This window comes from Bacillus manliponensis (assembly GCF_000712595.1).
In the GTDB taxonomy this organism is placed as follows: Bacteria; Bacillota; Bacilli; order Bacillales; family Bacillaceae_G; genus Bacillus_A; species Bacillus_A manliponensis.
This window is the reverse complement of the sequence record NZ_JOTN01000013.1, coordinates 56,844-71,755: the sequence shown is the minus strand read 5'-3', so window position 1 is coordinate 71,755 and position 14,912 is coordinate 56,844. Positions and strand designations below refer to the sequence as shown.

Annotated in this window: 15 protein-coding genes; 6 read left to right on the top strand and 9 right to left on the bottom strand. The window is 30.5% G+C overall.

Annotated features, from left to right (window positions below; all coding sequences use genetic code 11):
- The first annotated feature begins 108 nt into the window (after positions 1-108).
- Positions 109-1,428: a putative phage abortive infection protein gene (locus tag BAMA_RS23555; protein WP_051758979.1), complete on the top strand. Its 1,320-nt coding sequence runs from the start codon at positions 109-111 to the stop codon at positions 1,426-1,428.
- Between the two features lie 169 nt (positions 1,429-1,597).
- Complete coding sequence (locus BAMA_RS15230) at positions 1,598-2,434, top strand: hypothetical protein (RefSeq protein WP_034640620.1); 837 nt, start codon at positions 1,598-1,600, stop codon at positions 2,432-2,434.
- A 534-nt stretch (positions 2,435-2,968) separates the two neighbouring features.
- On the opposite strand, the gene BAMA_RS15225 is transcribed toward BAMA_RS15230, so the two are convergent.
- The 9 genes from BAMA_RS15225 to BAMA_RS15185 all read right to left on the bottom strand — a co-directional run bounded on the left by BAMA_RS15225 (position 2,969) and on the right by BAMA_RS15185 (position 10,894).
- The gene (locus BAMA_RS15225; protein ID WP_051758978.1) at positions 2,969-4,174 is read right to left on the bottom strand and encodes a class-II aminoacyl-tRNA synthetase family protein; all 1,206 of its coding nucleotides are present in this window, start codon (positions 4,172-4,174) and stop codon (positions 2,969-2,971) included.
- Positions 4,171-4,413: an acyl carrier protein gene (locus BAMA_RS15220; RefSeq protein ID WP_034640617.1), complete on the bottom strand. Its 243-nt coding sequence runs from the start codon at positions 4,411-4,413 to the stop codon at positions 4,171-4,173. The genes BAMA_RS15225 and BAMA_RS15220 overlap by 4 nt, the downstream gene beginning before the upstream one ends.
- Positions 4,386-5,414, bottom strand: coding sequence for a YpdA family putative bacillithiol disulfide reductase (locus tag BAMA_RS15215; protein WP_051758977.1), 1,029 nt, complete (start codon positions 5,412-5,414; stop codon positions 4,386-4,388). Before BAMA_RS15215 ends, BAMA_RS15220 begins: the two co-directional genes overlap by 28 nt.
- Complete coding sequence (locus BAMA_RS15210; RefSeq protein ID WP_034640614.1) at positions 5,411-6,379, bottom strand: cysteine peptidase family C39 domain-containing protein; 969 nt, start codon at positions 6,377-6,379, stop codon at positions 5,411-5,413. The genes BAMA_RS15215 and BAMA_RS15210 overlap by 4 nt, the downstream gene beginning before the upstream one ends.
- Before the next feature lie 112 nt (positions 6,380-6,491).
- Entirely contained in the window at positions 6,492-7,493 is a 1,002-nt protein-coding gene (locus BAMA_RS15205; RefSeq protein ID WP_034640613.1) for a BtrH N-terminal domain-containing protein, read from the bottom strand.
- Positions 7,486-8,064, bottom strand: a complete 579-nt coding sequence (locus tag BAMA_RS15200; protein WP_034640610.1) for a hypothetical protein — start codon at positions 8,062-8,064, stop codon at positions 7,486-7,488. The genes BAMA_RS15205 and BAMA_RS15200 overlap by 8 nt, the downstream gene beginning before the upstream one ends.
- Before the next feature lie 153 nt (positions 8,065-8,217).
- Complete coding sequence (locus tag BAMA_RS15195; protein WP_034640607.1) at positions 8,218-8,940, bottom strand: ParB N-terminal domain-containing protein; 723 nt, start codon at positions 8,938-8,940, stop codon at positions 8,218-8,220.
- On the bottom strand, positions 8,924-9,940 hold the full coding sequence (locus BAMA_RS15190; protein ID WP_034640604.1) for a hypothetical protein: 1,017 nt from the start codon (positions 9,938-9,940) through the stop codon (positions 8,924-8,926). Before BAMA_RS15190 ends, BAMA_RS15195 begins: the two co-directional genes overlap by 17 nt.
- A gap of 18 nt (positions 9,941-9,958) precedes the next feature.
- Positions 9,959-10,894 (bottom strand): 3-oxoacyl-[acyl-carrier-protein] synthase III C-terminal domain-containing protein, encoded by a 936-nt coding sequence (locus tag BAMA_RS15185; RefSeq protein ID WP_034640601.1) that lies wholly within the window; start codon positions 10,892-10,894, stop codon positions 9,959-9,961.
- Between the two features lie 165 nt (positions 10,895-11,059).
- Here BAMA_RS15185 and BAMA_RS15180 point away from each other — a divergent pair, with 165 nt between their 5' ends.
- The 4 genes from BAMA_RS15180 to BAMA_RS15165 all read left to right on the top strand — a co-directional run bounded on the left by BAMA_RS15180 (position 11,060) and on the right by BAMA_RS15165 (position 14,899).
- Positions 11,060-11,983, top strand: coding sequence for a 3-oxoacyl-[acyl-carrier-protein] synthase III C-terminal domain-containing protein (locus tag BAMA_RS15180; RefSeq protein ID WP_034640599.1), 924 nt, complete (start codon positions 11,060-11,062; stop codon positions 11,981-11,983).
- Between the two features lie 358 nt (positions 11,984-12,341).
- On the top strand, positions 12,342-13,514 hold the full coding sequence (locus BAMA_RS15175) for an LL-diaminopimelate aminotransferase (protein ID WP_034640597.1): 1,173 nt from the start codon (positions 12,342-12,344) through the stop codon (positions 13,512-13,514).
- Between the two features lie 59 nt (positions 13,515-13,573).
- A complete protein-coding gene (locus BAMA_RS15170; RefSeq protein ID WP_034640593.1) occupies positions 13,574-13,939 on the top strand; it encodes a carboxymuconolactone decarboxylase family protein in 366 nt (121 codons plus the stop codon).
- 21 nt (positions 13,940-13,960) lie between these two features.
- A complete protein-coding gene (locus tag BAMA_RS15165; RefSeq protein ID WP_034640591.1) occupies positions 13,961-14,899 on the top strand; it encodes a hypothetical protein in 939 nt (312 codons plus the stop codon).
- Positions 14,900-14,912 lie beyond the last annotated feature (13 nt).

The window sequence follows — 14,912 nt, the reverse complement described above, 5'->3', positions numbered from 1 at the left end:
TAAATATCAAGAAAATATATAACTCGTTAAGCTGATGTATCTGTATAGTAAGGGTATATATTAATTGATATAATAAGTTAATTAAACATAGATGGTGAGGGATAGATTTTGAAGAAATGGTTTTCAAAAACAACAAATGGGATGTTTTTTATCTCAATGTTGTGTATTGTAGGGGCGGTTGGTTCACCGCTTTTCGTTTATTTACGATATAGTGGCTATGGAGATTACACAGGAATAGCAGGTTTAGGACCAATAGGAGATTTTGTAGGGGGGACAACTGTAACTTTTTTAACTGCTGCCAGTGTATTTCTATTAATTGGCACAAATATTATGCAGCGTAAAGAGCTACAAATGAGCAGGAAAAGTGTTGAAGAAATGATAAAACAAACTGAAGCTTCTGTAGAACAAATGAAAGCTTCAGTCCAACAAGCTAAAGAAGCTAAAAAAGAAACACAAATTACGAATGAAACGATGAAAAAGCAACAATTTGAAACAACATTTTTTAATATGATTAATCTACATCATAATATTTTAAAAGAACTCAGATATAATAATAAGGTAGGGCGTGAAGCGATATCGAAGTTTTATGCAGAACTAAAAGGTATAAATATGTTTGATATATATTCGGAGCATAAGCTTTCAATATTGGAAGAAGGGAATATTGAAGAAATAAATGAATTAACAAAACGATTTTTAATTGCTGAGAAATTAGATGAATATAAAAATGAATTTATACAAAAGTATTGTAATCCAATTTGGGATTCTGATGATGAATACAACTATAATTTAAAAAAGTTTAATGACTTTCTAGCAGTTCTTGATGGTGGAAACGATGAAAAATGGCATGAAATTGAAGCTAAAGTTATAGAGGGTTTTGAAAAAAACACCAAAAATAACCATAAGAGCTGTATTGATGTATTAGAAAACAATAAGTTACAGTGGTATAGTGAAGAAAAAAAAGAGATTCAAATAAAACATGAATACATAACAAAATTTGAAAATGAATATTATGTTGAAACATTAAAATCATTAAAATGCAGTGCGTATGAAAGGTTATATAAAGAACATGAAAATATAATTGGTCATTACTATCGCAATTTATATAGAATTGTAAAACTAATACAAAACAATACCTTTGATAATGAATCGGAAGAACGGGATAATGAAGAGAAACGTATGTATAGAGGAATACTTAGAGCTCAGCTTTCTTCATTTGAGTTGCTGATGTTATTTTATAATATTTCATACTCTGAAAAAGGAAAAAAATTCAAAGAATTAATTGCAGGGATTAACTTTTTTGATGACCATCTAATTGAGGAAGACTTTATTTGGAAAAATGATGTGAAAGAATTAGCTAGTTTAAGTGCTTCTAGAGGTGTAACGGAAACTAATTCAATTTATTATATAAGAAAAGACATTGGACGATGATCCAATGTCTTTTCTTATATAATAAATTGTTAAATGAAAACCTAAGTAAAATGTATTGTATTTATTGAATCTGGTGGTTTTGTACATTCCTTGATATGAAAAATGCCAAACGTACATTCTGTGAAATATGCTATAATATTTGGTATATCATTACATGGGAGGAATACTTTTGAAGTATGAAATGACAATAAAAGAAGCGTGTAATTCTGGATTTTGGTCTTGTTTAGAACCTACAGATTGGATTGCGTTAGTTTCTGTGTTTATAGCCATGATTGCTGCTATTGCTTCATGGATGACAATATATTCTCAAAAACGAATTAATGAAAAAAACCAAGAAGCAATTATTGTTCCTGGAATTAAAAGTATCGAAGCTAAAATAGAACACATACTGAGCGATTGGGATGTAGAAGAGGAAATTCCTAAAAAGTTTTCAAATACAAAATTACCAATTTGGAATTACGGAAATTCTCCAGTGTTTAATGTGAGATATTGCTACTACATTGAAAATATTGATGGTTTAATACAGGAAGAACAAAATGAAATGGGTGAGCATGATGCTCATGTTATCAATGTTATAAAAGATAAAGATTCTTATGAGCTATACGTATCTTACAAAAATATTGAAAAGAGACAAGGTTCTCAAAGAAGAGAAATACAACCTTACCTAAGGAATGTAGATGTTATTATGCCGAAAGAAAATACAAAAATATTAATTCCAGATTATTTTATTATTATGCTTAACGATTATTTTATTAACTCATTGTTTTATGAAAGAAAAGCACCAATTTTATTATTGAAAATAGCTTATGATGATATTAACTTCAATACATGGGAGCTACAGTTTAGAATATTTGTCCCAAGTTCCTACAACTTTACTGGTAAAAAAGCATTGACTACTAGTTTCCATTATGAAACAGTTCAAACTAAACAAAAAAAGAAAAGGTTGACAGTTGCGGAAAACGAAAAATTGATGAAAGAAAGAAAAGAAAAAGAAGCAAAGAAATAATAAAAAGGAAGCTCATAGCGGAGGTTCCTTTTTATTATTTCTTTTATCATTTCCTGTCGTTGTAACTGTCGTTCTTCACGCTCCTGTTCAATCCGTTCCATATGTTCATCACTGGGGGCTTTTCTTTTTAAGCAGGGTTTATGAATCCCTCTCAGTATAGCAGCTGACCTATTCTAGTACAAAACGAAGAAATTTTATTTTCAGTCAACAAAATTCCCATTTCGTTTTCTCAATATCTAACTACCTGTACTATGATAATACGATTACACTTTCATGTTCAGAAAAGGATACATGCTAATCCTAGTTATTCTCTTTTGTAAAACTATTTATTGTTATTTAATAATAAATAATTGTACATCCGTTACGTAGTATATAAGAAACCGGCTTGTTATTTGTTAAATTTTGCTTAGTGGGGGAGAGGAGTACTAATAATTTTAATTACGAATTAAAAGGATGTGCTGTAGAAGTATAATTTAAATGAAGTATATAATTAAAAACTTGCACTACTCAGCTTAAGATGAGTAGTGCAAATTCCTAAGATTTTAATGTGAATATCTCTGATTTAGAAGTTTGAGAAATAAGTTTTTTTATTCGATTAGGCCACTTGTTACTGTCTAGACCGTATTGGGATAGGAATGCAAAAACCCATCTTTCTAGACCAAAAGCTAAACAACCAGTAGATACATAATTGTGTTCCTTTTTTATTGAAAATGCTTGTCCAAATACATTACCATGATAATTTGAAGAGCTGACTGAAATTGCACTTTTGAGATAGGGAACTTTAAACTTTACTTCATATTTCATTTCCATATCTCTTTGGAAGAATGATTTAACCTGGTAGTCATCTGTAAAGAAAGGATCATTTGCATTTTCAATTAACGCATCTATTTCCCATAGAGAAAGGAAATTTTTGAGTAACTCAATTGATTTTGAACGCATTTTCTTTACAAATTCATCTTCACCTACAAAAATAATTTCTCTCATAGAAAAGTCAAGTAATCTACCGAAATCTGAGTGGTTGTTAGATTCATATCTACTACATTTCCCCATAGATGTTACAACATAGCCTTCTCCTTGAACTTCAGTATTTTCTAAAGATTTATAACAGTGATAGCACACAGCAGGGTTTTTAACTAAGCTAGTTGTTTTTACATCGTTAGGTTGTATCATATCTTTGTGTAAGCCATTGTTCTCTTTCACCTTACGGGTAAATGAATCTATAGTGGAAAGGTCTTCTTCCAAGTGTTGAGTGAACAAAACATGATGAGGGAAGGATGTAAAGTGATTAGTTTTATTTAACGTATCCATTGAAATGAGACTAGGATACTGCTCATTTAATGCACCTAATGGTTTAGCGATATGATCAACGATAAGTTGGTCTAAGAGTAAAATTAAATCTGAAAAGGGTGGACGGAAACTAAAAAGACCATTACCATTATTTGTGATAACCTTTTTTTCTAGTAGTTCATCTAAGATGTTGTTCTGAAAAGGAGGTGTTATAGAAGTTTCATAGTAAGTTTGGTTTTTAAACGGCAAGTTTCTACTTCCTGATACTCTTTTTAATATCTCGGAAATTTGTGTTTTTAGGCTACCTTCTTCATTTGAATCATGTTCAATAACAATTTTATTATTTCTTAGGGAACAGGAGCTAACTTTATTATTTATAAATCGAAGTAGGTATTGAAATTGTTGAAACTCTTCTTCAGTTTTTAAAGCATTTTCGATAATTAGTTGCTTCATGATAGGGCAACTCCTTTAGTCTTAATTTGAATGAAGTCTAAAATCTTTTTAACAGTATTGAAGTTATCTAGTGTTAATTCTTCATCTAATACCTCAATTTCAAAATGCATTTCCAAATCAACAATAAAATGCATAAATATAATAGAGTTTAAACCTAAAAAGAATAAATTCTCATTCTCATCAATATCATCACTAATGTTAATTTGATTTTTTAGTAATTTAATAATAGATTCTCGCACCTGTAATCCCCCTTTACATTAAAGTCATTCACTTCTTTTTTGTTTAGGATGCTCTGTACAATTTTTATCCCATGATAACGGCCGTCAGAAATAGTAACAGTATTAACGTCAGATCCACCAGCTACTACGCCACAACAGTATATGCCTTTAACATTTGTTTCAAAGCTGTTTTTATCAAATCTTGGAATATTGGTTACGGGGTCAAATTCTACTCCTAATGCTTGAAGAGGTACGTAGTTTGGTTGAAAACCAATTAATCTTAATATAAAGTTATTATCAATTTCTTTTACGCCATTTGGAGTTTCTATCATTACTTTTTCCGGTGTAATTTCTTGGACAGTTGAATTGAAATAGGCAGTAACTTTACCTTCATCAATAGCTTTACGAACATTAGCCATCATCCATCTTTTCGGAGTGTAACTTAGATTACTTCCACGATGTACAAGTGTAACTTGGGCATTTACCTTTATTAAATCACAAATAGCTTCTAATCCAGAGTGACCCGTACCTACAACAATCACTTTTTGGTTTGCGTAATAATGAGCTTCTGTGAACATAGTTTTGACTTTATCTAATTCTTCACCTGGAACATTAAACTTCCGAGGATTATCAACAAATCCAGTAGCAAAGACTACATTTCTTGTTTCATATTCTCTCTTATTTGTAGATACTTTAAAACCAGTCTGTTGTGGTTTATCTAACTTAGAAACATCGATGACCTCTTCATATTGATGAACATTTAAGTTAAAATGTTCTGTTATCTTATAGTAATATCTCATCATGTCATTTTTATCTGGGAGTCCATATGGTAAAGAGAAAGGGATGGAGTCTATCTCAAAATCTTCAATCTCTCCAAAAAGTCGAACGTAAGTTGGGAATTTTGTAATATTATTAACGATACATCCTTTTTCGATTACAGTGTAATCTAATTTGTTTTTTTGAGCTTCTACTGCTGCAGCTAGACCACATGGACCAGCTCCAATTATAATTAGGTCTTTCATAATTGATGAACTCCTTTGACTAAATTTTTGTAAAGCGGTAATATATCGGTCTCCATTTTGATAATTTCTTGTAAGTGATCTAAAGAATTCTCAATTAGTCTTTCTTTTTTTGTAAGGTTGGCTTTTAATAAATAGTTTGCAACCAATTTCCACTTTATATCTAATTCATTAAAAGCTTGTTTTAATATAGGTTGAGAAAAATGCCGATTAATAAAATCTGCATGTTGTTGTCTGTAAGTTCCCATGTGCTTTAATTTCGAAAAAATATTAATAACTTTAATATAATCGTCTAAATAGGAATCTCTATTTTGAATATCTGAATATAAACTATTTATCCCAGCTATACCAGACGATAAGAAAATATCTGATGTCATATGGGTAATGTTTTGTTGAACAATTTCCGAAAGAACATTATCATCAAAATGGTGTTGAATCTTTCCTAATCGCCCTATAATCATAGGGTGTTCTTTGCAAAAAGAATCCCTCATTGACTTTTCAAGAATTGGGCGTTTAACTGTAGCAAAAGAAGGGGTAGTAAAAAAATCTACAATGTGATATTCATCTTTAATTACATCGTAACCTTGAATAAGTACATAATGATTTTCGTGAAATTTCTGATAACATATATTGTCATATGGCATATCATATCTATCAATAAAAACCATAGGAAGTTCTAATTTTGCAATCGTTTTAATAATATGTTCATGATAACTGGAAACTGGATCTTCAATAGGATCTAAGTGAATATCGAAATATTTTTTAAGCAGTATATTTCTTTCTTGAGGTGACTCAAAAAGACTTAAAGAAAAGAATATTAAGGGATCTTTTCTGTAATTAAAGCGCCAGAAAGCCCCTGTAATTTCATCAAAATTTTCTTTACCTCTACCTTTTAATGCAGCCATACAGTAAACGGTAATACAGTCTGCAAGTTGTTCGTCCATTTGCGCTATTGCCAAAGTGTCCATTAGCTGCCTCCTTATCAAATAGCTTTTACAACAAAATTATTAAAGTTATAAAAGCTATTTAGATTTTATAATTAAAAAGTGTTTACTTATCGATTTATGATTGTTGTGTTTCTTATTGAAGAATACTGGATAGATCTACTAAAGATTTTACATGTTCTTCCTCTTTTTCTTTTAATTTAGGCAGGCGGTCTAAAATCTTTTGTGCAGAGTATTGTTTACGGACCACATTTCGAAGTGCTAAGTTAGCACAAACCCTATATTCTTGAGCTAATTCGATAAGTTCTTTTCTTAGCTTAGATGTTTTTCCATTAATATCATATCTTTCTAGAAATTCAGAGAAAATATAACGAGAATTTCCAATTGCATAAAGATCTTCATATAGATCGTCAAAGATCTTTTCTTTTACCTTTTCATCGGATTCATTGGAAACAGACTCTAGAGTTGAATGAATATCTTTAAACACATCTAATCCTCGCGATACAACAAAAGAATCATCAAATATTGTATATGGAACGGTTTTTCCAATTTCTTCATTTGATATAAATGACTTTAAATTAATATGAATAGCTTGTTCAAAATTTTCTGTGGCTAGGGATTTATAATTTTTAGTATCGAGAGAGTAATATTGATAAGGTGCCAATGTTAAAATCTCTCTACACCCTTCAACAGCACTTTTTAAAACTTCTTCATTAATATCCCCAATAAAATGATAGTAATGATCAATTATTTTATATACGTTGCCTTCCTTGTGAAAAACATGAGCCCAATGAAAATTGTGTTCTCTTTGATATTGAGGGCAATAAGGGAGATAAAAAGTATCAATTGGTACGATTAATTGTATTGAGTTTTTGAGTGTCTTATCTAAATTGTTTTTAAATAATTGATAGTCAGCAGAAGTATGGTGATTAATTTCTAAGGTTGAAAACTCACAAGCTTCATCATTAAAGAATTTAATTTTTGGAGCAAATCGTATTTTGTTATCTGGAAGTTTAATACTATAAAGTTGACTAAGAAACCACATGCCTTCTACTTCAACTTCTTGATGAACTACACCTGTAACTGTGACAGTTAAACAATTATGGTAGGGATGAGTATATAATTTTGGATTATGCAAAGTTATCACCTCTTAATGTAATTGAGAATATATGAATGAAGGGATTGTCTCCTAGTTTAATTTCGTCAAATTCAATGTTAGAAGGTAAAGTTTCTTTATGACAGTATATTCTCGCTGTATACTGATTTAAATCATTATTAATATTTCTTACAAAGGGACATTCTAATACGGTAACATCATTAAAACGAGTGTCTTTTTCAATGAAATCTGTTAGAGCTAAATCGAAGGAATAAACGGTTTCATTATTTAATCGAAGCTCAATCTTGTCATAGAAGTTACCATTATTTGATGCCCCTAGTATATAAATTTCTTTAGTGCTACCTTGAGGTATTTTAATAATTTGGTTATCTAGGACTAAGTTGTCAAAATTATAGTTATTTCTTTCAGGAAATAAAAATGAAGTATTATCCCAATCTATAATTTCTCCGTAATTAGGTAGATGCTCTGATGGAAAATATGATTCTACTAAACTAAAGCTGGTATTCTGATGATTAGGTTCTTTTTTTGAAAGAGTACCCTGATTATTGAATAGTTTATTCAAATTTAAATGATAATCTTTTAGTTGGTTCAAAATAACCCCTCACTTTATTTAGGTTTAATGTAAGCTTATATTAACTTAAACTATCAAGACATAAACTATTTGTTAAGGAGATGTTAGTTTACAGACTTGTAGTTATTTTCATAGGATACCGCGAAAAACAGCATTATTTAGAAAGAATGATAATTATTCTAAAATATATACTTCTTCAGTGTATTTACGCAGTCTATTTTTGTATAAAGAAATTTGTTGATGAAAGTCGCTTTTATCTTCTTGGTTAAAAAGACTTAAAGGGAATTTTAAATTGAGCAATCTGTCTGGTATTAACAATCGTGTTAAACCTGGTGGAGTAATATAATGGTGATCTTTTAATTCATTAAACTCTTCTAAAGTAAAAGGTTGGAATGTTATGTATTGTTTACCTGGATCTAGGAAATCAGGGGATTCAGGTAATCTTTCGATTTCTTCTTCTTTTAAATATGCGGAAGAAATATTATGCATAATTGCTAGTCTTTGTTGTAAGCATTTAGGTCCTAAATAGGTTTTTACTTGATTTGATCGGTATAACGTAAACATAGGGACTTCCTTCGGAAAATTCTCATCGCTTATAATATCAATGTAATCTGGAATAACATGAGTCCAGGATAAAATCTTTAACTTGGGGTGATTTAAATCAACCCGTTGAATAATAAGTTTATTCATTTCTAACTCACCTAAAGCTTTTGCACGGTGTAAACCATCTAAGATTAAATAAGTTCCATCATTACAGATAGTGGCCATTGGAGGATTATTTAAATGTTTCGATTCTTTAATATCTGCAACAATACGTTGAAGTCTACAAGGATCATGTTCCTCATGAAAACGCAGTAAGTTCATTGGAACTATTTCTAAATTATTTAAGATAGACAAAATCATCATCCTTTTCTTTTTTTAGTAGTACTAGTCCTATATGCGAAAGGGGACCTGCTTGTAATAGCAAAATATTATCGTTAATATTAAAAACCTGTTTAGCTTCAGCATCTTTTAAAGAAACTAAACAGTCACTAGTCAAAAGGTTACACTCTTTTGCAATAAATCTTTTAAATAAAGTACAGGGTGTGCCTTCAAAAAAATTTTCTAAATTATTAACAAAACGCTCGCTTAAGTTTTGTATAATTACCCATTGAATATTGTGTTTTGCAATCCAATCAGTTAATAAATCATAAGTGCATGAGAGAAGTTGCGTTTCGAAATCCATATAATCTGAATGATTCCATTCTAGAGGGTTTCCTGGTATTGGGAATGAATGAGTACAATAGTTTAAGACTTTGTATTGTCCAGTATCATAACTAAAAATACTAGAAGTTGAACAATCTCCTTTTGGGTACGTACTTAGAAAAAATCTAGTCTGTGGCATACAAACTTGATCAGTAGTTGTAATAATTGAATATTTATTTGAATCTGTATTGTGATGAAGGTTATCTAATAAAGAAAGTGCACCTGTGAAAGCGGCTGAACCTTGATAACCTATAGAAAATGGGATTGTACTTTTTAGTTTTAATAGTTTTTTTAATTTTAGTGCTGGAGTTAGATAAATGCTAGGTTCATTAGTTTCCTGGCAGTAAGTTAAATATGAAGGTCTGCTGGCAGGAGTTATTTCTAATAGTTTTTTTAGTGAATTGACTCCCAAATCGGATGACGTTTTTTCGAAAGATACGGGTATCTTTTTTGAAAGGAAATTTAAGTCATTCTTTATAGGAGAATCATTATTTATTCCATACTCTCTATTAAGGGCAAATAAAGGATGCAATCGCTTTTGTTTCTCTGGATGCAGGGGCTGATTGTTTTTATTGTGTAAAATAATTTCTGATAATTTCTGATTAGAAGGGACTGAAATAGAAATATTTGAAATAAACTTGTTTGATGCCATGGATTTTACACCTCTTATCTAATGTTGGAAGAGAGTACAACCAAATGTACCACCTATTCCAGCTGTTAGTGTTACAAAGTAATCACCTTTTGATAATTTTTTCCTATGAAGTGCGTGCTGTAGATTTAGAATTGGATCAGAGTTATGAGCATGTCCTATATCTTTTAGAGTTGGAAAATAGATATTTTCAATAGGTATTTTCAAAATTTTCCCTATGTTATTCCAAGTTGGTACATTTACATTACTGGCAATAATTAAGCTAATATCGTTATTATCCATATCACATTTCTTTAATAAAGCACGAAAGTTTTTTATAATGCCGGTGGAAACACTTTTCAAAAACCAATCAAATTCTTTTGGACTAGATGCTTCACCGTTAAAAATTGTAGCGTCTACATTAATTTGAGATTGAATAATTTTATTTTTATCCGCAGTTTTAGATATTAAAATCGCAGAAGCTGCATCTCCCATAACAGAACTTTCTTTTAAATATCTAAAATCCTCAACAAAAGTTTTATCACTAGTTAAAAGTAATACACTTTTTTCATCCGGGTTATTAGATAACCATTTATGAGAAATAGAAAATAAAAAATCCATACCAGAGCAATTTAAATTGGATACAGACATACTTTGAGCATTACAAAAACCGAATTGCTCTTTAATATGCAAAAAGGGATCTGATAGGAATGGAGAAAATTGTAATATGGTGTGAGTAAATAGTATTAATCCAACCTCGGCCGGATCAATATCTTCATGTAGTAGTAAATTTTCAATGGCTGATACTAGCATTTCTTCAGCGTTCTTTTCATCCTCAATAGCAATGTTACTGAGTTGATGTGTATGTAAGAGTAGATTTAAGTCTGAATCGGATAATTGCAGCGTATTTGCTAATTGTTTTAAATGGACACGTTTTTCAGGTACATAAGTGCCAATTCCTTGAATACCAATATACATCTATAACCTCCTGATATACTTCATATTAAAAATAAATTACAATAGATACCATTTGGTGCTACATAATTTAGAAGTTAAACCTACGTTAAAAAGAATGAAAATTCTAAAACAAACAACCTCTTTAATGTATTATGAATATAACTTTACATAGAGGTGGGGATTAAGGTGTATTTGAATACAATTTCAACTTTTAGACCGGCTAATAGAGTAGATATAAAAGACATTAAAGAATCAATAGGATTAAATGCTAGAGAATATGAACGTGTTACTGATTTTCATCAATTGAGGTATATTATGGATTCAGGTAAAGAAACTTCATATGATATGGTTAAAAACGCATTACAAAATTTATTTCAAGAAAGTAGCATCACTTCCAATGATCTAGGTGGGATTATATATGGACATGCTATGCAAAGTCATCCTGATGGAAACAGCTTTTTAGAAAAGTTAAAAGTTGAATTTTCTTTAGAAAAGATTCCGTCTTTTACAATTTCAGATTTGAATTGTGTAACACCTATTACTGCAATTGAGATAGCTACAAAATTACTATCTAATTCTAATAAAAAATATGTTTTATTATTGTTTGCCGAGAAAATGTATATTGACTCTATGCGGAAAATTGAAGATATGACAGTATTTTCAGATGGAGCTGTAGCATGTTTAATTTCAGCAGAAGGGGAAGGGAATGAAATAATAAGCATAAACCAATTCGTTGATTCTAAGGTTTCTAATATTGGTAATTGGGACGAACAGTCATACAGATGGTTTCAGATGTCTTACTTTTTAGGTATCAAAAAGCTATTAAAATTAACTCAGCAGAAAACAGGAGTTGATTTGAGTGATATTAAGCTGGTTGTTCCACATAATGTGAATTATGATACATGGGAGCTAGCATCTCGTTCTTTAAATATTCCAATTGAGAATATTTACACAGACAATATAGCGGCACTGGGACATGTTAGTGGATGCGATATTTTCCTAAACCTTCAAGATGCTTTGAGTAATTGTAAATTGAAAAAAGGGTCATACTATCTATTATTAAGTGTAGGATTAGGAGGCGCATATGGATGCATTCTTCTGAAACATTAAGTACAGACTACTTTTAAAGTTTTAGTAGTCTCCCTTTAAAGCGCTGTTAGATAATTTTCTAGATGTGCTTTTTATGTTAAAAATCGATATATTTTCTATTTGTAGAGTATTTTATGTACATATAGAAAGTGTAATTATTTTAATATAACTGATTTATTTTAAACAAGACAAAGGTGAATGGCCTTTGTCTTGTTTTTTTACCTATGAATTTACTAGTGTCAATATTATTTAAAATTATTAATATAAATTTCACGTATAGTTAACAAATGTTTTATGTATTTTAGGAAAATATTTACTTAAAATATTTTAGAAAAGATAAAAAATATAAAATTTTCTTTAAATTCAAAGGAGGGCTTCCGTGGACTTTAAAGTTTCTAATAGAATCTTAAATTTACCTAGCTATTTATTTGCACATCTTGAAAATCTAAAACAAGAAAAAGAAAGAAATGGATACAGTGTAATTGATTTAAGTGTAGGTGATCCCAATTTCCCTACAGAGGGTCGTATTGTAGAGAAGATGAAGAGCTCATTATCAGATTTTGAGACACATCGTTATCCACCTTTTCGAGGGTATAAAGAATTAAAAGAAAGTGTTTCTAATTGGTATAAGCGCCGTTTTGATGTAGAGATTGATCCGGAAAAAGAAGTTTTAATTTTATTGGGGTCTAAAGAAGGCTTATCACATATATCACTATCGTATTTAGATCCAGGTGATATAGCTTTAGCACCTAACCCAGGTTATCCAGCTTACGCGGGTGGGATAGCTCTTGCAGGGGGGGTTTTAAAAGAGCTGCCTTTATTAGAAAAGAATAATTTTTTTCCGAATTTTTCTAATGTTTCTTCATCAGTTGCTGAAAAGGCGAAGTTAATGTTTTTGAACTATCCTAATAACCCAACTGGTGCTGTAATTGATGTCGAAAAGTTTGAAGAAGCAGTTAGTTTTGCGAGCGAGAACAACATTATTGTGGCTCATGATGCTGCGTATTCAGAAGTTTCTTTTGGTGATTATGTTTCTCCAAGTTTTCTTCAGGTAAAAGGGGCGAAAGATGTTGGAGTAGAGTTTCATTCTTTTTCTAAAACTTTTTGTATGACTGGATGGCGTATTGGGATGGTTGTTGGTAATGCTGAAATTATTAACAATATCGCTAAAACAAAAGCATTTGTGGATTCGGGTGTATTTGGAGCCATTCAAAAATCTGCGAGCTTTGCGCTTGATTCATATGGTGAAGTATCGAAAGAAATAAAGGAACGTTATATGGAAAGAATAAAGATTTTAAAGAATGGCTTAAATCCTTTAGGGTGGGAAATAAAAGAGCCTAAAGCAGGGTATTTTATTTGGACAAAGGTTCCAAATAATCTTTCCTCTATGGAGTTCTGTGAGATGTTACTAGATAAAGCAGGAGTGCTAATGACTCCAGGAGTTGGGTTTGGTAGTCATGGAGAAGGTTATGTAAGAATTTCTTTAAATGTAGAAGAAGAAGAACTACATGCTGCAATTAAAGCTATTAGTAAAAATATTTATGTATATTAATGCTCAATATTGAAGTGGAAAATTGCATTTTAAACTATTAATTAAAAGGGGAAAAAATTATGAATATGATTGAAGTTTATGAAATTTATCAAAAGTTATTTGGATTTGTTCCAGATCCTACAAAGGCTAGGCATGAAATTACAAATCAAGTTAGACCTGAAGAATTAGAATTACATGAGGTTTTTAGAAAAAATAGTATGGAATCTAAGCATATCCCAGAGAAGTATACACAATTAATGTTATTTGGAATGCTTCTTATGCTTACAGCGCCAGGAGCAAAGGTTCATTTAATTGCTTCAAGACGAGCTGGTGCAAGTTGGGATGAATTATTTGATGTAGCAAAATTAGCATTTTTGTTTAGAGGTTTATCGGCGTTTAATTTTGGAATGACTTTAATTAAAGAAGTAATGAAAGAAGAAAATTAAACAATTGGGAGCGACTAGAAGATGGAGTTATTTATCTCTAATTTAGAGGTTCTTTATATAGAAGAGTATCAAACAGTAACTGAATATTTGCAAGATTTGAAGTCTGAAAAAGTGAACACGGAGTTTAACTCAATGTTTGAATCCTATGGATATGTGTCTAGTATTGCAACTAAAAGTAAGGATTTGGATTCATTTAAAAAGCATATGTATATTATCCCTGTAAGTCAGAGAAATGTTGTAGAAATGTCTGGAGACGTTGTTAATAAATCTTTAGAGGGATTATCTACTGGAGATATTACACATTTAGTTTATTGTCATGAGTTATTGAATCTTCCTCAACCTATTACGGTAGCAATGAATATTAAAAAACAAGGGAATTTATCTAAAGCATTGCCATATGCTATCAAGGATCAAGGGGCTTGTGTATCTTTAACGGGTATAAATATTGCAAATATGTTTATAGAAGAAGATCAAAAGTTTCAAATTATTTGTGCGGATAAATGTAATTCACCTCAAAACAGACTAAATGATGAGGGCTTTCCATATGGTGACGGAGCAGCATCTTTTACTATCTCTAAAGATCAGGGGAGCTTTAAAATCATTTCGTGGAATTTACATACATGGTATACAGAAGAGGGTTCTAATTTTGAGAAAAATATACAAAATAATATTGAAAAGTATCTTTTGGATATTGTAGCAGGGGATTCTGATAAAATTCCTGAGTATGTAATTCTACAAAATTACTCTTTAGATATTATAAATCATTTAAAAGATAAATTTAATAATGTTCATTTTTATCAACGTTCTTATCGAAATACCGCAAATTTAAGTACTTCAGATCCTTATTACTCTTTAAAAGAATTATATCAAGAGAAGAAAATGTCAGAGGGGACACAAGTACTGTTGATTTTTGCTGGTTCTAAAGGAACAATAGGTACACTCCTTTTAGAATGTACATAATAAATCTTTGGTA

What these genes read in the sequence shown, in the direction of transcription:
- BAMA_RS15225 (WP_051758978.1), bottom strand. Translation starts at nt 4,174, where the DNA reads ATGAAGCAACTAATTATCGAAAATGCTTTAAAAACTGAAGAAGAGTTT.
- BAMA_RS15215 (WP_051758977.1), bottom strand. Translation starts at nt 5,414, where the DNA reads ATGAAAGACCTAATTATAATTGGAGCTGGTCCATGTGGTCTAGCTGCA.
- BAMA_RS15210 (WP_034640614.1), bottom strand. Translation starts at nt 6,379, where the DNA reads ATGGACACTTTGGCAATAGCGCAAATGGACGAACAACTTGCAGACTGT.
- BAMA_RS15190 (WP_034640604.1), bottom strand. Translation starts at nt 9,940, where the DNA reads ATGGCATCAAACAAGTTTATTTCAAATATTTCTATTTCAGTCCCTTCT.
- BAMA_RS15185 (WP_034640601.1), bottom strand. Translation starts at nt 10,894, where the DNA reads ATGTATATTGGTATTCAAGGAATTGGCACTTATGTACCTGAAAAACGT.
- BAMA_RS15170 (WP_034640593.1), top strand. Translation starts at nt 13,574, where the DNA reads ATGAATATGATTGAAGTTTATGAAATTTATCAAAAGTTATTTGGATTT.
- BAMA_RS15165 (WP_034640591.1), top strand. Translation starts at nt 13,961, where the DNA reads ATGGAGTTATTTATCTCTAATTTAGAGGTTCTTTATATAGAAGAGTAT.